The 18,969-nt window shown below is 67.6% G+C and carries 15 protein-coding genes; 11 read left to right on the plus strand and 4 right to left on the minus strand.

The window, feature by feature from the left end:
- The first annotated feature begins 19 nt into the window (after window positions 1-19).
- Together QTH90_RS00250 and QTH90_RS00255 are read left to right on the plus strand one after the other, a co-directional pair.
- On the plus strand, window positions 20-994 hold the full coding sequence (locus tag QTH90_RS00250; RefSeq protein WP_286662551.1) for a response regulator: 975 nt from the start codon (window positions 20-22) through the stop codon (window positions 992-994).
- Entirely contained in the window at window positions 991-5,103 is a 4,113-nt protein-coding gene (locus tag QTH90_RS00255; RefSeq protein WP_286662552.1) for a CHASE domain-containing hybrid sensor histidine kinase/response regulator, read from the plus strand. The genes QTH90_RS00250 and QTH90_RS00255 overlap by 4 nt, the downstream gene beginning before the upstream one ends.
- 52 nt (window positions 5,104-5,155) lie before the next feature.
- Here the strand turns inward: QTH90_RS00255 and QTH90_RS00260 are convergent, their stop codons facing one another.
- Window positions 5,156-5,527, minus strand: a complete 372-nt coding sequence (locus QTH90_RS00260) for a DUF2784 domain-containing protein (protein ID WP_286662553.1) — start codon at window positions 5,525-5,527, stop codon at window positions 5,156-5,158.
- Between the two features lie 188 nt (window positions 5,528-5,715).
- Between QTH90_RS00260 and alaS the strand changes: the two genes are divergently transcribed.
- Together alaS and QTH90_RS00270 are read left to right on the plus strand one after the other, a co-directional pair.
- Complete coding sequence (gene alaS / locus QTH90_RS00265; protein WP_286662554.1) at window positions 5,716-8,352, plus strand: alanine--tRNA ligase; 2,637 nt, start codon at window positions 5,716-5,718, stop codon at window positions 8,350-8,352.
- Window positions 8,349-9,365: a 2-dehydropantoate 2-reductase gene (locus tag QTH90_RS00270; protein WP_286662555.1), complete on the plus strand. Its 1,017-nt coding sequence runs from the start codon at window positions 8,349-8,351 to the stop codon at window positions 9,363-9,365. Before alaS ends, QTH90_RS00270 begins: the two co-directional genes overlap by 4 nt.
- A gap of 14 nt (window positions 9,366-9,379) precedes the next feature.
- Here the strand turns inward: QTH90_RS00270 and QTH90_RS00275 are convergent, their stop codons facing one another.
- The 3 genes from QTH90_RS00275 to QTH90_RS00285 all read right to left on the minus strand — a co-directional run bounded on the left by QTH90_RS00275 (window position 9,380) and on the right by QTH90_RS00285 (window position 11,960).
- Window positions 9,380-10,132, minus strand: a complete 753-nt coding sequence (locus tag QTH90_RS00275; RefSeq protein WP_286662556.1) for an ABC transporter substrate-binding protein — start codon at window positions 10,130-10,132, stop codon at window positions 9,380-9,382.
- A gap of 17 nt (window positions 10,133-10,149) precedes the next feature.
- Window positions 10,150-11,457: an MFS transporter gene (locus tag QTH90_RS00280; protein ID WP_286662557.1), complete on the minus strand. Its 1,308-nt coding sequence runs from the start codon at window positions 11,455-11,457 to the stop codon at window positions 10,150-10,152.
- Window positions 11,458-11,594: 137 nt separating this feature from the next.
- The gene (locus QTH90_RS00285; RefSeq protein WP_286662558.1) at window positions 11,595-11,960 is read right to left on the minus strand and encodes a hypothetical protein; all 366 of its coding nucleotides are present in this window, start codon (window positions 11,958-11,960) and stop codon (window positions 11,595-11,597) included.
- A gap of 221 nt (window positions 11,961-12,181) precedes the next feature.
- On the opposite strand from QTH90_RS00285, the gene QTH90_RS00290 reads away from it, so the two are divergent.
- The 7 genes from QTH90_RS00290 (at window position 12,182) to QTH90_RS00320 (ending at window position 18,960) form a co-directional block, all read left to right on the plus strand.
- Window positions 12,182-13,162, plus strand: coding sequence for a Bug family tripartite tricarboxylate transporter substrate binding protein (locus tag QTH90_RS00290; protein ID WP_286664425.1), 981 nt, complete (start codon window positions 12,182-12,184; stop codon window positions 13,160-13,162).
- Window positions 13,163-13,166: 4 nt separating this feature from the next.
- Window positions 13,167-13,982 (plus strand): SDR family oxidoreductase, encoded by an 816-nt coding sequence (locus tag QTH90_RS00295; RefSeq protein ID WP_286662559.1) that lies wholly within the window; start codon window positions 13,167-13,169, stop codon window positions 13,980-13,982.
- A 25-nt stretch (window positions 13,983-14,007) separates the two neighbouring features.
- Window positions 14,008-14,553, plus strand: a complete 546-nt coding sequence (locus QTH90_RS00300) for a cupin domain-containing protein (RefSeq protein WP_286566658.1) — start codon at window positions 14,008-14,010, stop codon at window positions 14,551-14,553.
- A 115-nt stretch (window positions 14,554-14,668) separates the two neighbouring features.
- Entirely contained in the window at window positions 14,669-15,541 is an 873-nt protein-coding gene (locus QTH90_RS00305) for an alpha/beta fold hydrolase (RefSeq protein WP_286662560.1), read from the plus strand.
- 30 nt (window positions 15,542-15,571) lie between these two features.
- The gene (locus QTH90_RS00310; RefSeq protein WP_286662561.1) at window positions 15,572-16,411 is read left to right on the plus strand and encodes an IclR family transcriptional regulator; all 840 of its coding nucleotides are present in this window, start codon (window positions 15,572-15,574) and stop codon (window positions 16,409-16,411) included.
- Between the two features lie 19 nt (window positions 16,412-16,430).
- Window positions 16,431-17,270 carry an SDR family oxidoreductase gene (locus QTH90_RS00315; RefSeq protein WP_286662562.1) on the plus strand — a complete coding sequence of 280 codons (840 nt, stop codon included), beginning with the start codon at window positions 16,431-16,433 and terminating at the stop codon, window positions 17,268-17,270.
- Window positions 17,263-18,960, plus strand: a complete 1,698-nt coding sequence (locus QTH90_RS00320) for a thiamine pyrophosphate-binding protein (RefSeq protein ID WP_286662563.1) — start codon at window positions 17,263-17,265, stop codon at window positions 18,958-18,960. Before QTH90_RS00315 ends, QTH90_RS00320 begins: the two co-directional genes overlap by 8 nt.
- Window positions 18,961-18,969: the final 9 nt, after the last annotated feature.

Here is an 18,969-nt window from a genome sequence, read left to right on the forward strand (position 1 = left end):
ATTGCGGCAGAATCCTCCGATGAAGAAATTTCCGGTCGAAGCGAGTCTGCTTCTTGTCGATGACGATCCCGCCATCATTCAGGTACTGAGTCGGATACTTTCGGACTACACGACAGTTCGTTTCGCGACCAGCGGTGCCGACGCACTGCAGCTCAGCAGGGAAGCGCCGCCGGACCTGATCCTGCTCGACGCGCAGATGGGCGACATGAGCGGCCTGCAGGTGTGCGAAGCGCTGAAGGCCGACCCGGCGTTGGCCGACGTGCCGGTCATCTTCGTCAGCAGCCACCAGGAATCTGAACTCGAAGTGGCGGTGCTGGAACTCGGCGCAGTGGACTTCATCCGCAAGCCTTTCAATGCGTCCCAGGTGACGGCAAGGGTGAACACCCAGCTGAAGCTGAAGCGTCTGTCCGACGACCTGCGCCGCTTGTCCCGGATCGATGGGGCTACTGGCCTCGCGAACGATCGCGCCCACGGCGAAATCCTGGTGCGCGAAACGCTTCGTGCGGCCGAGTCGGGCCAAGCGGTGGCGCTGGTGGTGCTCGAGGTCGACTTCTTCCAGTCCTTCGAGGCGCTTTACGACCGCAAGGCCACGGATGCCTGTCTCGCCGCCATCGCCGAAGCCTTGCAGCGCAGCGCGCGCCGGCCCGGCGATTTCGTCGCCAGGCTGGATCGCGAACGTTTTGCGCTGGTCCTCGCAGACACGGCTGCGGACGACGCGCTGCATGTCGCCAATCGCGCGCTCCGGGCGGTCGAAGCGCTGGACATCAGCCATCAGGGCTCCGCCGTCTCGCGCCATGTGACGTGCAGCGCCGGCGTGTCCTGCCTCGATGACGCTGCGCGCGCAGACCTGGCCGGCGCGGGTGTCGATGCGGTGGAGGCTCTCGAACGCGCTGCCCGTGACGCGCTCGCGGAGGCCGCGAGGGCCGGGCGGGCCCAGGCGAGCCTGATGGCTCCCAAGGCCCCGGCGCCGGAGCCCGGCACCGAGGCCGGTTGACCATCCCCGTGGGGCTTCGGCAGTCCGCGCGATCGCTGATCTGGCTGGTCGTCGGCCTGGGCATGGCGGCGGGCGCGGGGTGGTGGCAGGCGCGCTACAACGATTCGCTCGCGCAAACGCGCTTCGATGCATTGGCCCGGCGTGCGGTCGAACAGCTGACGTCGCGCATGCACGCTTTCGAATTCGGCTTGCGCGGCGCGCGCGGGGCTGTCATTGCGGCGGGCGGGGAAGGGGGCATCACGCGGCTGCGATTCGCGCAGTTCAGTGCTTCGCGTGATCTGGAGCGTGAGTTTCCCGGCTCGCGGGGATTCGGTTTCGTGCGCCGCGTGCCGGTAGCGCACGAGGCTGCCTTCGTCGCCGCGGCGCGGCTGGACGGCAAGCCCGATTTCAGAATCCATCAGCTTGGCGTCAACGAGGGCGATCGCTTCGTCATCCAGTATTTCGAGCCCTCGGATTCCACCAGCCCGGCCATCGGGCTGGACATCGCATCGGAGCCCAACCGCCGCGCCGCCGCTGAGCGCGCCATGCAGACCGGCGAAGCCGCGATGACCGCGCCGATCGCGCTGGTGCAGTCGCAGAGGGCGCCGCCGAGCCAGCGCTCCGTGTTGATGCTCCTGCCCGTCTACAAGGCCGAGACCCAGCTCGGCCGCCTTCAACAGCGGCAGCGCAGGTCTGCCGCGGCGCGCGGTACGCCGGATGAAGGGATCGGCTGGATCTACACGCCCCTGCTCATCGATGAAGTGTTGAGGGGCTTCGATTTCCAGGACGGCGAATTCGCGCTGGCCCTGGCGGACATCACACGGCCCGACAAGCCGGAGCCGTTCTTCAGTTCGCCGGGCCATGCATCCGTTCGGCCCGATGCGCTCAGGACCTTGCTGCCGCTGCACCTCTATGGACGCGTCTGGCAGGTGGAGGTCAGTGCGCGGCCGATGTTCCTCAAGCAGTTGAACCTGCGCAGCCCGTGGGCCGTGGTGCTGATCGGCTCCACGCTCGCACTGCTGCTGGCCCTGCTGTCTTTCATCGAGCAGACCACGCAACGGCGCAAGCAGCAGGCGGGCGAACAGCGCTCGCGGCTCGCGGCGATCGTGACCAGCTCCAACGACGCCATCATCGGCTGCCGGCTCGACGGCAAGATCACCGACTGGAACGACGCTGCGGCCAAGATCTTCGGCTACACGGCCGAGGAGGCGCTCGAACAATCCATGCAAGCCTTGCTGCTGCCGGCGGACTATGCGCAGGAAGAAGAGACGCTGCTGCGCCACATCGCACAAGGCAAGTCGGTCGCTGCGTTCGAGACCTTCCGGCGTCACCGCGACGGCACCGCCGTGGCGGTCTCGGTGGCGGCGGCGCCGATCCGCTCGGCGGATGGCCGGGTGATCGGCGCCGCCGAGACCCTGCGCGACATCACGCACGAGCGGGCGACCAAGGCGCACATCCTCGAACTGAACGCGACGCTCGAACAGCAGGTGGCCGAACGCACCGCCGAACTGGTGGCACTGTCGGCGCGCGAGCGGGCGATCCTCGACGGTGCGGCGAGCGCCATCATCGCGACCGAAGTCAACGGCGTGGTGACGCTGTTCAATCCCGCCGCGGAGGCATTGCTGGGCTACTCGGCCGCCGAAGTCGTGAACCAGATGGAGATGAACCGCTTCCACGACGTGTTCGAAGTCCACAGCCGCGCGATGGCGTTGACCACCGAACTGGGGCGTCCGCTCGAAGTGTGCGAGGTCTTCGCTCCGGCGCCGGGCACCGGCAGGGCCCGCCCCCGGGAGTGGACCTACGTGCGCAAGGACGGCAGCCGAGTCCCCGTGCACCTGAACGTGAGCCCCTTGCGCGATGCAGCCGGCAGCGTGGTCGGCTTCATCGCGATCGCGACCGACTTGTCGGAGCGCAAGGCGGCCGAGGAAAGGCTGCACAAGAACGAGCGCTTCATGCGCATCGTGACCGACAACATCCCCGGCATCGTGGCCTACTGGACGACCGACCTGCGCTGCACATTCGCGAACAGCGCCTACCAGCGCTGGCTGGGGCGCACGCCGGAGGAGATGATCGGGATCACGCAGTGGGAGATGCTGGGCCCCGAACTGTTCCGCGAGAACGAGCCCTACATCCGTGCCGCGCTGGCCGGGAATGACCAGCGCGTGATGCGCACCCGCACGCTGGCCGATGGCTCGACGGTGCACTACTGGCTGCACTACATCCCCGACTTTGACGACTACGGCGTGGTGCAGGGCTTCATCTCGGTGGCGGTGGACGTCACCGACATGCGCCGCGCGCAGGACCAGCTGGAGCGCTTGAACCTTGCGCTGAACGAACGCAGCGCACAGGCGGAATCGGCGAGCAAGGCGAAGAGCGAGTTCCTCGCGAACATGAGCCACGAGATCCGCTCGCCGCTCAATGCCGTCATCGGGCTGGCCTACCTGCTGCGGCAGACCGCGCTGGACGACAGGCAGCGCGAATTCCTGCACAAGATCGACGACGCCAGCAATGCACTGCTGGGCGTCATCAACGACATCCTCGACATTTCCAAGATCGAGGCGGGCGAGATGTCGCTGGATGAATCCGAATTCAGCCTGCGCGATCTGCTCGACAGCGTCATCGCGATGATGAACGTCAATGCCGGTGCGAAGGGCATTGCGTTGATGCTGGATGCCGGCACCGATCTTCCGGCACGCCTGCTCGGTGACGTCACCCGCATTCGGCAAATCCTCGTCAACTTGATGAGCAATGCCGTCAAGTTCACCGCGCAGGGTTCGGTCCGCCTGAGTGTTCAGGTGAAGGAGCGGCTGGAAGATCGCCTGCGGCTGCGCTTCGCCGTGATCGATACGGGGATCGGCATCGAAGCCGATGTGCTCGACCGGCTGTTCACGCCTTTCACGCAAGCCGACACGTCGACCACGCGCCGCTTCGGCGGCACGGGCTTGGGCCTGTCCATCGTGAAGCAGCTCACCGAGCTGATGGGCGGCGAGTTCGGCGTCGCCAGCACGCCGGGCAGCGGCAGCGAGTTCTGGGTCATCCTGCCCATGGACGTCGCCGGCGAAGACGCCGCGCAGGCTCCGGTGCCTGCGCGCGAAGCGACGACCGACCGGCGCCTGTCGCAGATGCGCGTGCTGGTGGTGGACGACAGCGCCGTCAATCTGGAGGTCTGCCAGCACATCCTGGAACGGGAAGGCGCGCAGGTCAGCCTGGCATCGGATGGCCGCGAGGCGGTCGAGACGCTGCGCAAGAGGCCGCAGGCTTTCGACGTGGTGCTGATGGATGTCCACATGCCGACGCTGGACGGGAACGAGGCCACGCGCCTGATTCGCGGCGAGCTCGGACTCGCCACCTTGCCGGTGATCGCGCTGACGGCGAGCGCGCTGGTGGCCGAACGCGACCGCGCGCTCGAATCCGGCATGAACGATTTCATCAGCAAGCCTTTCGATGCCGAGGCGCTGGTCCGAACCGTTCGCCGTTGCGTGGAGCGCGCCCGAGGCCGGCTGGTGCCGACCGCCCACGAGGAGGCCCCGGCCATGGCGGAGCTTCCGGCGGGCTGGCCGATGATCCAGGGCATCGACGCGCAAGGCGCATCGAAGCGCCTGATGGGCGACAGCGACCTGCTGTTGAGCGTGTTGCGCAGCCTGCTCGCGGAGTTCGGCGACCTGGCGCGCGAGGGGGATGCGTCCTCCGGCGAATCGTCCGCGGTGATGGCGGCCCGCCTGCACAAGCTGCAGGGCAGCGCCGGTGTGATCGGGATCGATGGCGTGCGCCAGCGGGCCACCGAGGCAGAGGCTGCGCTGAAAGACGGCGACACCCACCGGGCCGATCGCGCAATGCGTGCGCTGGGCGCGGCGCTGCGCCATCTGCAGGTGGCGGCCCAGCCGTTCTTCGATGCGGCGGACGCCAGGCCTGTGGCCGACGATGCGCCGCCAGTCGATCCGGAGGCGCTGGCTTCGCTGGTCGCATTGCTGCGCAAGCAGAGCATGGCCGCGTTGCCGTTGTTCGACGAACTGGGTCCGTCCCTGCGCACCTCCCTCGGCAGCGAGCGCTTCGCCACGCTCGAGCGCGCCATGCAGTCGCTTCAGTTCAGGCAGGCGGTCGAGATCCTGCAAGTCGAGCAGGGCGCCTAGCGGAGGCACACGCCCGCCCCCGCGCACGCGATGCCGGTGCAAGAGGGCGGCGTCAGCCTCGTTTCCGGCGCCGTCCGCGAATCAGCAGCGCATACGCTCCCAGGTTGAGGACCGCGACGAAAGTGCCGGATGCGATCTGTGCGCCGCGCGTGAGACCCTCGGGATAGATCACACCCAGCAGGTAGTGGTCGATGAATCCGCCGCTGTAGCCGGCCTGGCCGGCCGCGCGGCGCAATTCGTTCTCGAACGGCGTCAGCGGGCATTCCCATCCGGACCAGGCCACCCACGCGGCCCACGCGACCGCCGGCAGGTGCAGCCAGGCCAGCCGCGGCCAGCGCCAGACCAGCACGCCGCCGGCCACGGCGAACAGGATGAAGAGGCCGTGCAGCACCAGGATGGCATCGGCCAGGACGCGGTTGGACATTCGAGAACCTCCGTGGGACGCACTGCGGTGCGGGCGCCGTTGGGCGCCTTCGGGCGGCCGGGCTGCGCTCGTGCCCCGGATGCTTCCCCAAACCTATAATGGAATGTTCAGCAGATCAAGCAGTTAGGTGGGTTCGATGCAGGGGCTGCCCGCAACCGGCCGCCTTCGCCACAAGCCAAAAACCCAAGATGAGCCAGCCCACCTTCAGCGTCGCCGATATCCGCAAGTCGTTCCTCGATTTCTTCGCGACCAAGGGTCACACCGTCGTGCCCTCGAGCTCGCTGGTGCCGGCCAACGACCCGACCTTGATGTTCACCAACTCCGGCATGGTGCAGTTCAAGGACGTGTTCCTCGGCACCGACAAGCGCCCCTACGTGCGCGCCGCCTCCGTCCAGGCCTGCCTGCGGGCCGGCGGCAAGCACAACGACCTCGAGAACGTCGGCTACACCGCGCGCCACCACACCTTCTTCGAGATGCTGGGCAACTGGAGCTTCGGCGACTACTTCAAGCGCGAGTCGCTCAAGTGGGCCTTCGAGCTGCTGACCCAGGTCTACAAGCTGCCGGCCGAGAAGCTCTGGGCCACCGTCTACATCGAGGACGACGAGGCCTACGACATCTGGACGAAGGAAATCGGCCTGCCGCCCGAGCGCGTCGTGCGCATCGGTGACAACAAGGGCGGCCGCTACATGTCCGACAACTTCTGGATGATGGCCGACACCGGCCCCTGCGGTCCCTGCAGCGAGATCTTCTACGACCACGGCCCCGAGATCGCCGGCGGCCCGCCCGGCAGCCCGGATGAAGACGGCGACCGCTACATCGAGATCTGGAACAACGTGTTCATGCAGTTCGACATGCAGCCCGACGGCAGCGTGAAGCCGCTGCCCGCACCCTGCGTCGACACCGGCATGGGCCTGGAGCGCCTGGCCGCGATCCTGCAGCATGTGCACAGCAACTACGAGATCGACCTGTTCGACGCGCTCATCAAGGCCGCGTCGCGCGAGACCGGCGAGAAGGACCTCGGCAACAAGAGCCTGCGCGTGATCGCCGACCACATCCGCGCCACCGCCTTCCTGGTGGCCGACGGCGTGATCCCGTCGAACGAAGGTCGCGGCTACGTGCAGCGCCGCATCGTGCGCCGCGCCATCCGCCACGGCTACAAGCTCGGCCAGAAGAAGCCCTTCTTCCACAAGCTGGTGCCCGACCTCGTCGCACTGATGGGCGACGCCTACCCCAAGCTCAGGGCCGACGAGAAGCGCATCACCGACACCCTGAAGGCCGAGGAGGAGCGCTTCTTCGAGACCCTCGCGAACGGCATGGAAATCCTCGACTCGGCGCTCGCCGATGGGGCCAAGGTGCTGCCGGGTGACGTGGCCTTCAAGCTGCACGACACCTACGGCTTCCCGCTCGACCTGTCGGCCGACGTGTGCCGCGAACGCGGCGTCGCCGTCGATGAAGCCGGCTTCAGCGCTGCCATGGAAAAGCAGAAGGCTGCGGGCCGCGCCGCCGGCAAGTTCAAGATGGAGCGCGCGGTCGAATACACCGGCGCGGGCAATGCCTTCACCGGCTACGAGCACCTCGAAGAAAAGGCCAAGGTCGTTGCGCTGTATTTCGAAGGCGCCCCGGTGCAGCAACTGGCCGAGGGCCAGCCCGGCATCGTCGTGCTCGACACCACGCCCTTCTACGCCGAGAGCGGCGGCCAGGTCGGCGACCAGGGCGTGCTGGTCGCCGAAGGCGTGCAGTTCGGCGTCGAGGACACGCAGAAGATCAAGGCTGATGTCTTCGGCCACCATGGCACGCAGACCCAAGGCACCCTCAAGGTCGGCGATGCGGTCACGGCCCGCGTCGACACCGCGCGCCGCGCCGCCACCATGCGCAACCACAGCGTCACCCACCTGATGCACAAGGCCTTGCGCGAAGTGCTGGGCGAGCACGTGCAGCAGAAAGGCTCGCTGGTCGATGCCGACAAGACCCGCTTCGACTTCGCACACAACGCACCCGTCTCGGCCGAGCAGATCCTGGAGATCGAGCGCAGGGTCAATGCCGAAATCCTCGCCAACGAAGCCACGCAGGCGCGTCTGATGGACATGGAGTCGGCACAGAAGACCGGCGCCGTGATGCTCTTCGGCGAGAAGTACGGCGACACGGTGCGCGTGCTCGACATCGGCAGCAGCCGCGAGCTGTGCGGCGGCACGCACGTTTCCCGCACGGGCGACATCGGGCTCTTCAAGATCGTGAGCGAAGGCGGCGTGGCCGCCGGCGTTCGCCGCATCGAGGCCGTGACCGGCGCCAACGCGCTGGCCTATCTGCAGCAGCTGGAAGCGACCGTCAACAGCGTCGCGGCCACGCTGAAGACGCCGTCGTCCGAGTTGCAGGCACGTCTCACGCAGGTGCTCGACCAGGTGCGCGCGCTGGAACGCGAGGTCGGTTCGCTCAAGGGCAAGCTCGCGTCTTCCAAGGGCGACGAACTGCTGGCCCAGGCGGTCGACGTCGGCGGCATCAAGGTGCTCGCCGCCAAGCTCGACGGCGCGGACGCCAAGACGCTGCGCGAAACCATGGACAAGCTCAAGGACAAGCTCAAGACCGCCGCCATCGTGCTCGCGGCCGTCGACGGCGCCAAGGTGCAGATCGCAGCGGGCGTCACCTCCGACACCATGGGCAAGGTGAAGGCGGGCGAGTTGGTCAATTTCGTCGCCCAGCAGGTCGGCGGCAAGGGTGGCGGCAAGGCCGACATGGCAATGGCCGGCGGCACCGATGCGGCCGGCGTACCGGCCGCACTGAAGTCGGTGCAGGGCTGGGTTGCCGAACGTCTCCAATCGAACGGATGAGCGACGAGCTGGCTGCCGATGTCCTCGTCATGGGGGCTGGCACCATCGGGTGCTTCATCGGCGGCAGTCTGGCGGCGGCGGGTGTTCGGGTCGCACTCGTGGGTCGCCCGCGTGTGCTGGGCGACGTTGCTCTGCATGGCCTGACGCTCACCGATCTCGATGGCACGCGCCGCCAGGTTTCGCCGGACATCCTGCGGCTGTCGGATCAGGTGCCGGCAGGCGTGCGGCCCGCCCTGGTGCTGCTGACCGTCAAGAGCGGCGCCACCGAGGAAGCGGCCGCCGAACTGGGCGCCGTGCTGCCTGCGGGCACGCCGGTCCTGTCGTTGCAGAACGGCATCTCGAACGCTGCTGTGGCTTCGCAAGCCGCGCCGAAGCTGAACATCCTTCCCGCGATGGTCCCATACAACGTCGCGGAGATCGGCGCCGGCGCCTTCCATCGCGGCACGGTCGGCCGGCTGGCCGCGAAGGATGACCCTGCGCTGCGGCGATGGGTCGCGGTGTTCGAGCGCGCGGGCGTGCCCATCGATCTTCATCCCGATCTCTTGCCGATTCAGTGGGGCAAGCTGCTGCTGAATCTCAACAACCCGGTCAACGCGCTGTCGGGATTGCCCTTGCGCGACGAGCTGCTGCAGCGTGGCTACCGCCGCTGCCTCGCCGCGTTGATGGACGAGGCACTTGCCGCGCTGGGCAAGGCCGGCATTGCGCCGGCTCAACTCGCGGCTGTGCCGGCACGTCGCCTGCCGGCCATTCTTCGGCTGCCGACGCCGCTGTTCCGGCTGGTCGCGGCGCGCATGCTGCGAATCGATGCCAAGGCGCGTTCGAGCATGGCCGACGATCTGGCGCTCGGGCGGCGCACGGAGATCGATGCCCTGTGCGGTGAAGTGGTGCGACTCGCCGAGGCGAACGGCGTGCACGCCCCGCTCAGCGCGAAGATGGTCGAACTGCTGGAGGCCTGGCCGGAGCGCAAGACGCGTTGGACGCCGCAGCAGTTGCTGGCGGAAATGCGTTTGTAGATTGCGCGCAGGCGCTACGCGGGATGGCGGCCCGCGGGCGCCACGCTGGCACCCTGGATGCGATGCCGGGCGAGCGCATCGGCCACGAAACCGCTCGCCTTCATCTCCTCGACGAATGCGCTGAGCGCCGCACCGGCTTCGCTGCCGCGCGAGGAGGGCGTGCCCATCGCCTGCTGTATCACCATGAAGCGTCCCGGGAGCAGCCGCAACTCCGGCGCCTTCCGGGCTTCGGCTTCGAGCACCTGGCGGATGCCTGCTGCCACGTTGACCTGGCCTGCACGGAGGCTCTCCATCACTCCCTTGGCGCCTTGCACGCGCACGATCTGCGCCTGCTTGATTTCGCGCGTGAGGAAGAGGTCGTAGGCACTGCCGGCACCCACGGCGATCCGGTGGGCATCGCGGTCCACGTCTTCGTTGCGCTGGATTGGGGAGCCGGCGGGAACGAGGTAGCTGCCCTCGATCAGCACATAGGGCGCCGTGAACTGCATGCCTTCGCTGCGCAGCGGATCGATCGCGAAGAAGCCGATGTCGGCCTGCTCGTTGCGGACCGCGTCGACCGAAGCGGCGGCCTTCTCGAACACCACGAGTTCGATGGCAACGCCGAGCCGCCGCGCGAACTCACGCGCGAGATCGATCGAGACGCCGGCCGGCTCCCCGGTGGCGGCATCCCTGTTCGCGAGGATCGGGTTGCCGAGATTGATGGAGGCGCGCAGCGCGCCGGTGGGCGTGAAGGCCGAAACCACGGCCGCGGGGAGGGTGGTGCTCATCCCCCGATTCTGCCGCGCTAGGCGACCGCCGGGCGTCGGCCCTTGCGATAGAGCGCCAATGTCGCCCCCAGCCCGCAGACCGCGGCGAAGCTGAGCCAGTAGGCCGGCGCGGCCTTGTCGCCGGTCGATTCGATCAGCCAGGTCGAGATGGCGGGCGTGAAGCCGCCGAAGACCGCCGTCGCCAGGCTGTAGGCGAGCGAGAAGCCCACCACGCGGACTTCCACCGGCATCACCTCCGTGAGGGCCACGACCATCGCGCCGTTGTACATGCCGAACAGGAACGAGAACCAGAGCAGCACGTCCAGCATGCGGCCGAAACTCGGCGCCGCGGCGAGCCAGTGCATCGCGGGGTAGGCGGTGAAGATGGCCAGGATGGTGACCGCCAGCAGCAGCGGCTTGCGCCCGATGCGGTCCGACAGCGCGCCGCCGATCGGCAGCCAGATGAAGTTGGTGACGGCGACCAGCAGCGTGACGATCAGGCTGTCCTTCGCGCTCAGGTGCAGCACGGTCTTGCCGAAAGTCGGCGTGTAGACGGTGATCAGGTAGAAGGTCGTGGTGGTCATCGCGACCAGCAGCATCCCGGCCAGCACGACCCTCCAGTTGCGCACCATGGACTGGAACACCTCGCGCGTGCTCGGATGGTGCTTGCGCGCCTGGAAGGCCTCGGTCTCCTGCAGCGAGCGGCGCAGGACGAAGATGCACGGGATGATCATGCAGCCCACGAAGAACGGAATCCGCCATCCCCAGTCGGCCAGCGCGGTCGGCGCCATCACTTCGTTGAGCGCGAAGCCCAGTGCGGCGGCCAGCACGATGGCGACCTGCTGGCTGGCCGATTGCCAGGCGGTGTAGAAGCCCTTGTGGCCGGGCGTGGCCATCTCCGAGAGATACACCGAGACGCCGCCCAGTTCGGCGCCGGCCGAGAAGCCCTGCAGCAGCCGGCCCAGAAGCACCAGGACCGGTGCGAGCGCGCCGATCGTCGCGTAGCCCGGCACGAAGGCGATGAGCACGGTGCCGCTGGCCATGATGCCCAGCGTCACGATCAAACCCTTGCGTCGTCCCACTTCGTCGATGTAGGCGCCGAGGATGATCGCGCCCAGAGGCCGCATCAGGAAGCCCGCGCCGAAGACGGCGAAGGTCAGCATCAGCGAAGCGAAATCGCTGCTCGCGGGAAAGAAGGCCTTGGAGATATAGGTGGCGTAGAAGCCGAACAGGAAGAAGTCGAACTGTTCGAGAAAGTTGCCGCTGGTCACGCGCAGCACGGCGCCGAGCTTGGAGGTGCTTTGAGGGGGCGCGGCGTGGCCGGGGGCCAGGGTGGCTGTGCTCATGGATGTCTCCTTGGAGGAACGGATCGCCGCGTCGGGCGCAGTCCTTCATCGTAGGAAGACAAGCTGTCGAACAGCCGTCATCGCCGTCGGGGTATGTCCCGCCCCCGGATGTCAGGCGCTACTCAGGCGATGTGTGCTCAGCGCTCGCGCCAGGCGCCCTGTTCGCGAAGGATCGTCTTGCTGCCTTGCGTGACGATCAGCCATCCGTCCTGCCCGACGAAGTAGCTGGCGTTGCCGTCGTGGAACTGCCAGCCCATCGGATTGCAGGGCGCGTTGCCGGGCGGGCAGGGGCGCTGCCCCGGTTTGCCGACCATGTTGAGGTGGCTGCCGGTGCGCTTGTGGGTGTCGGCATAGGCGAACTGCTCGCAATCCGTCACGCGCTCGCCGCACAGGGGCGTGATCTCCACCGTGTACGTGCGCGTCTCGAGCGTTGCGGCGTGCAGCGCAGGGGCGGCGACCGGGGCGAGGAGGGCGAGAGCGAGGGCAGGTACGAATCGCTTCATGTCTCCATCGTCTCCAAGTAAGTGGACGTAAAAGATAGGGTTTTTACCTATCTATGACGAAGGTTTCCAGATTATTCTTCGTCAACCGTTCCATTGATAAACCACTGTTTTATTAGTGAAACAACCGAGGCAGGTGGATCGCGCTTCAAGTCGGTCCGTCGGCGTCGGCACTTTGGCGGACCCGGCACTCAATTACACCTCCACGGATCGCAACGACCATGATGAAGCAGACACGTCGCCAGGCTCTGGCTCTCGCCCTCTCGATAGCGGCCGCAAGCGCAGCCGCTCCGGTCTGGGCCCAGGGCTTCCCGAGCAAGCCCGTCACGTTGGTGGTGGCCTATCCGGCCGGCGGCGACACCGACGCGCTCGCGCGCCTGTTCGCCGAGAAGCTGTCCACCCGCATCGGCCAGCCCGTGGTGGTCGACAACCGGCCGGGCGCCAGCGGTGTCATCGGCAGCAGCTACGTCGCCAAGGCGCCCGCGGACGGCTACACGCTGCTGCTGGCGCCCAGCACGTTCTCCATTGCGCAGCTCGTCCTGAAGACCAACGGCTCGTCGAGTTACGACGTGCTGAACGGTTTCACGCCCATCATCCAGACGGGCACCTTGCCGCTGGCCCTGGTGGCCAGCACCGCCTCCGGCATCAAGAACTTCAAGGACCTGCCGGCCGCCGCCAAGGCGCAGCCCCTGTCCTACGCCAGCCCCGGCAGCGGCTCGCCGATGCACATCCTCGGCGAGATGGTCAACAAGGCGGCTGGCCTGAACATTCGCCACGTGCCCTACCGCGGCGTGGCGCCGGCCGTCAACGACGTGCTCGGCGGCCATGTGCCCTTGACCTACATCACGCTGGGCCCGGTCGCGCCTTACCTGCCCAACGGCAAGATGGCCGTGCTGGCCGTGGCAGACCACCAGCGGTCGCCGCTCGCACCCAACGTGCCGACCTTCCAGGAGCTGGGCTACAAGGACGTCGAAGTCACCGCCTGGCACGGTCTGTTCGGGCCCAAGGGCATGCCCGCCGACATCGTGAAGACGCTGAACGGCCACTTCAACGAGATCCTCAAGATGCCGGACGTTGCCTCCAAGATGGCCGTCCTGGGCGCGCTGCCGCTGGGCGGCACCCCCGAGACGCTCGCCAAGACCAATGCCGCCGACTTCGAGCGCTTCGGCCGGATCATCAAGGAACTGGGCATCCAGGCGGACTGATCACATGACCCAAGTCAACACCACCGCCGATCCCGCCAGCCTGCAGGCTCTGCTCGCTGAATTGCCGTCGAACCTGCTGGCAGGCCGTCGCGTGCTCGTGACTGGCGCCGCGCGCGGTCTTGGGCTCGCCTTTGCCAAGTGCATCGCGAAGGCGGGCGCCAGCGTGGTGCTCGCCGACATCCTTGCCGACCTCGCGCAGGTCGAGGCGCAGGCGCTGCGCGAAGACGGCTTCACGGCGCACGCCCTGACCGTCGACCTGTGCGATCCGGCGTCGATCGCGGAGGGCGCTGCCGATGCGGTCAAGCTGCTCGGCGGCTTGGACGGCCTCGTCAACAACGCGGCCATCACCAACTCGGGCGGACGCGACGCGCACGCGCTCGAGATCGACATGTGGGACCGCGTGATGGACGTCAACGTGCGCGGCACCTGGCTCATGAGCCGCGCGTGCCAGCCCGCCCTCGCGCAGAGCGGCCGCGGCGCCATCGTCAACCTCGCGTCCGACACCGCGCTGTGGGGCGCACCGAACCTGCTGGCCTACGCATCGAGCAAAGGCGCGGTCATCTCCATGACGCGTTCGCTGTCGCGCGAGTGGGGCGGCGATGGCATCACGGTCAACGCCGTGGCGCCCGGCCTCACGCTGGTGGAAGCCACCGAATACGTGCCCTTGGCGCGGCATCAGAAGTACCTGGAAGGCCGCTCCATCCCGCGCGAACAGCAGGCGGTCGACGTCTGCGGCGCGGTTCTCTTCGCCCTGTCCGGTCTGTCGCGCTTCATGACAGGCCAGTTGCTCGCCGTCAACGGCGGCTTTGTGATGCATTGATTTTTCTCGACCAAGGAGTTTCCCGATGAGCGATTTGTCCGAACAACAAAACATCGACAGCACTGCACCCTCCTGGGAGCGCCCGGAAGGCGCCAGCCTCGAAGCGTGGATGAACACCCGCATCGCGCGCTACTCGACGCGCAAGTACGACTGGGATGCGTTGAAGTTCCAGGCCGATTTCGACCCCAAGTTCCGCCGCGCCCAGATGCGCTATGTCGGCACCGGCGGCACCGGCGTCGCGAAGGACGTCAACACCGTGCCGGCCGAGAACTTCACCTTCTCCACGATGGTGATCCCCGCCGGCCACGAAGGCCCGCCGCACCTGCACACGGACGTGGAGGAAGTGTTCTTCCTGATCCGCGGCAAGCTCAAGGTCGTTCTCGAGAAGGACGGCGAGCGCTTCGAAACCATCATGACCGACCGCGACCTGATCTCGGTGCCGCCCGGCGTGTACCGCGAGGAAATCAACATCGGCGACGAAGACGCGCTGATGTGCGTGATGCTCGGCGCCAAGAAGCCCGTCACGCCGACCTACCCGGCCGACCACCCCCTCGCCAAGATCAAAAGATAGAGCATCACCCCCAGGCTTGCCCACTTCGTGTGGCCGCCCACCCCCTTGCAGGGGGCGATACCAGCGGCCCGGCGGAGCCGGTTCCGCGGTATCTCTTGAATGAATCGTTGACCCAATGACCCATGCATCTGCCATTGACGCCATGACGCCACCGCCTTCCGAGCTGGACCGGCTCGATGCGCGCTTTCCGGCGCGTCGCGTGCCGGTGGGCGGCGGTGCGGTGGTTTCCGTGCGCGAATGCGGCACGGGCCCGGCGCTGGTGTGCCTGCATGGCATCGGTTCCGGCGCGGCATCGTGGCTCGATACGGCGTCGCTGCTCGCACCGCGCGCGCGGCTGATTGCATGGGACGCGCCGGGCTACGGCGAGTCCACGCCCGTCGCGCCCGCGGTTCCTACCGCCGTGGACTATGCCGCGCGTCTGCACGGATTGCTCGATGCGCTGGAGATTGAATCCTGCGTGCTGGTCGGTCATTCGCTCGGTGCGCTCACTGCTGCTTCGGCCGCGCGTGCAGGCTCGGCGCTGGCGACGCGCATCCGTCGGCTGGTGCTGATCAGCCCCGCGGCGGGCTACGGCACGCCCGGTCGCGCCGACGCTCGTGAACGCGTGCATTCGGAACGGATGGACACGTTGGGCCAGCTCGGCATCGTCGGCATGGCCGCGAAGCGCTCGGGCCGGCTGTTGTCCGACAACGCGAGCGAAACGGCGCGCCAATGGGTGCGCTGGAACATGTCCCGGCTGAACGATGCCGGCTATCGGCAGGCGGTCGAGTTGCTGTGCGGCGGCGACCTGCTGGCCGACCTGCCGCCCGCGATGCCGGTGCGCGTCGCCTGTGGCGCGCTCGACGTGGTGACCTCTCCGGCAGGCTGTGCCGAGGTCGCCCAGAAGTGTGGCGTTTCGCTCGAACTGATCGAAGGCGCGGGCCACGCGAGCTACGTGGAGCAGCCTGCCGCCGTCGCCGCGATCCTGCGCGATGCGCTGTCTGCCTGAACGCACCCAGAACAAATCAAACGGAGACTTATGAACACGACCGGCAACGATGCGATGGAAGAAGGGGCGGACCGCTACAACGTCCCGGCACTCGAACGTGGACTGCGCGTCCTCTGCGAATTCAGCCGCGAGAACCGCACGCTCTCCGCGCCCGAACTCGCGCGCCGCTTCGACCTGCCGCGCTCGACGGTGTTCCGTCTGCTCACGACGCTCGAAAGCATGGGTTTCCTCGAGAAGACCGAAGGCGGCCGCGACTATCGTCTGGGGCTGGCCGTGCTGCGCCTCGGCTTCGAATACCTGGCCTCGCTGGAGTTGACCCAGCTCGGTACGCCGCTGCTGCAGCGCCTGTGCGAAGAGCTGCGCACGCCCTGCAACCTGGTGGTGCGCGATGGGCGCTCGATCGTCTATGTCGCGAAGGTCGCACCGCCGACGCCCTTTGCCAGCTCGGTCACCGTAGGCACCCGCCTGCCCGCGCATGCCACGGTCCTCGGTCGCATCCTGCTCGAAGACCTGACGTTGACCCAGCTGCGTGCGCTCTACCCCGAGGACAAGCTCGAAACCTTCTCGCCGAGCACGCCCAAGACGGTCAACGAACTGTTCGACATGGTCCAGGCCGACCGCACGCGCGGCTATGTGCTGGGCGAGGGCTTCTTCGAATCGAACATCTCCACCATCGCCTCGCCCGTGCGCGACCACAGCGGCCACATCGTGGCCGCGCTGGGCGCCACCATCACCTCGGGCCATATCGACGAAGCCCGCATGGAGGAGATGGTGCAGCGCGTGCGCGACACCGCCGATGCCATCTCGGGCCTCCTCAACTATTCGCCCTCGGGCAAGGTCGTTCCGCTGAGAGGCGGCCAACGCGCCTGAGCCCGCGGGCACCAAGAACATGACGACGCCGACCCTTTCTCCCTCCTTCTTCGCCGCCGATGCGCTGGCCGGCCGCGTGGCCGTCGTGACCGGTGGCTCCTCCGGCATCGGCCTCGCAACGGTCGAGCTGTTGCTGGACTGCGGCGCTGCCGTGGCCCTGTGCGGCCGCAATGCGGAGCGGCTCGATCGCGCCGTTGCCGGCCTGCGTGAGGCCCGGCCGCAGGCCAGGATCTTCGCGCGCACCTGCGATGTGCTCGACGCAGCCTCGGTGCAGAGTTTCGCTGCCGAGAGCGAGGCCGCGCTGGGTCCGGCCTCGATGCTGATCAACAACGCCGGCCAGGGGCGCGTCTCCACCTTCGCCAACACCGAAGACACGGCATGGACCGAAGAACTGCACCTGAAGTTCTTCTCGGTCATCAATCCGACGCGTGCCTTCCTGCCGCAGCTTGCGGCGCAGCGTGCGGTGCTCGGCGATGCGGCCATCGTCTGTGCCAACTCACTCCTCGCGCGCCAACCCGAGCCGCACATGGTCGCGACCTCCGCGGCACGCGCCGGCCTGCTGAACCTGGTGCGCTCGATGGCCACCGAGTTCGCACCGCAGGGCGTGCGCGTCAACGGCATCCTGATCGGCCTGGTCGAGTCAGGGCAGTGGCGCCGTCGCTTCGACGCCCGCGAGCAGACCGAACTCGACTGGGCCGCGTGGAGCAGCCAGCTCGCGCAGAGCAAACACATTCCGCTGGGTCGCCTGGGACTTCCGATCGAAGCCGCTCGCGCGATTCTCTTCCTCGCTTCGCCCCTCGCTTCCTACACGACGGGTGCCCACATCGACATCTCCGGAGGCCATTCCCGCCATGCATAACCCCAACAACACCGTGACCGTCGGCGCAGTCGTCGCGGCCTTCCTCGAACAATGCGGCGTCAAGGCTGCGTTCGGCGTCATCTCGATCCACAACATGCCGATCCTCGATGCGTTCGCGCAGCGCGGCGCCATCCGCTTCATCTCGGCGCGGGGCGAGGCGGGCGCGGGCAACATGGCCGACGCCTATGCACGCTCCACCGCCAGCCTCGGCGTGTGCGTGACCAGCACCGGCCCCGCCGCGGGCAACATCGCCGGCAGCATGGTCGAGGCGCTGACCGCCGGCGCACCGCTGCTGCACATCACGGGCCAGATCGAGACGCCCTACATCGACAAGGGCATGTCGTACATCCACGAGGCGCCCGACCAGCTCACGATGCTCAAGGCCATCTCGAAGGCCGCGTTCCGCGTGCGCAGCGTCGAGAACGTGCTCGGCACGCTCAAGCGCGCGGTGCAAGTGGCGATGACCGCGCCGACCGGCCCCGTCAGCGTCGAGATCCCGATCGACATCCAGTCCGCACTCACCACGATGCCGGTCGACCTGTCGCCGCTGCCCATCGAACGCGCCGTGCCTTCCGTGGCGGGCCTCGATGCGCTGGCCGCAAGCCTGACCAAGGCCAAGCGCCCGCTGCTGTGGGTCGGTGGTGGCGCCCGTCATGCCGGCGCAGCGATCCGGCGTCTGCAGAAGCTCGGCTTCGGCGTGGTCACCACCACGCAAGGCCGCGGCACGGTGCCGGAGGATGATGCCGGCTCGCTCGGCGCCTACAACATCCAGAAGCCCGTCGAGAATTTCTATCAGACCTGCGACGCCATGCTCGTGGTCGGCTCGCGCCTGCGCGGCAACGAGACGCTCAAGTACGAACTGAAGCTCCCGCGCCCCCTGTACCGCATCGACGCCGACGCCGCTGCCGAAGGCCGCTGCTACGCCACCGAAGCCTTCGTCTGCGGCGACTCCGCGCTGGCACTCGAAGGCCTGGCCGATCGCCTCGAAGCCGCGAAGTACAAGGCCGATCCCAAGCTGCTGGTTGACCTGCGCGCCGCACACGACCAGGCGGTGGCGACGTTGCGTGACGGCCTTGGCCCGTACGCCGAACTCGTTCGCCAGATCCAGTCCGTGGCAGGCCGCAACTTCAACTGGGTGCGCGACGTGACGGTCTCCAACAGCACCTGGGGCAACCGCGAACTGCGCATCTTCGAACCCAGCGCCGGCGTGCACGCTACGGGCGGCGGCATTGGCCAGGGCATGCCCATGGCGATCGGCGCGGCCATCGGCGCCGCGGTCACAGGCTCGGGCCGCAAGACCTTCTGCCTGGCCGGCGACGGCGGCTTCATCCTCAACCTGGGCGAGTTGGCCTGCATGGTGCAGGAGAAGGCGCCCATGGTCATCGTGCTCATGAACGACAAGAGCTACGGCGTCATCAAGAACATCCAGGACGTGCAGTACGGCGGCCGCCGCTGCTACGCCGAACTGCACACGCCCGACTACGACCTGCTGTGCAAGTCGATCGCGCTCCCGCACGCCCGCGTGCAGAGCCTGGACGACCTGCCGGCGCGCCTGGACCAGGCGTTGTCCACCGACGGTCCCTTCCTGCTCGAGATCGACATGCTGTCCATCGGCGGCTTCAAGAGCACCTTCGCGGGCCCGCCGACCAACACGATCACGCAGATTCCTGCACTCGGCACGGCCAAGTGAGCGGAGCGC

This window comes from Variovorax flavidus (assembly GCF_030317145.1).
Taxonomy (GTDB): domain Bacteria; phylum Pseudomonadota; class Gammaproteobacteria; order Burkholderiales; family Burkholderiaceae_C; genus Variovorax; species Variovorax flavidus.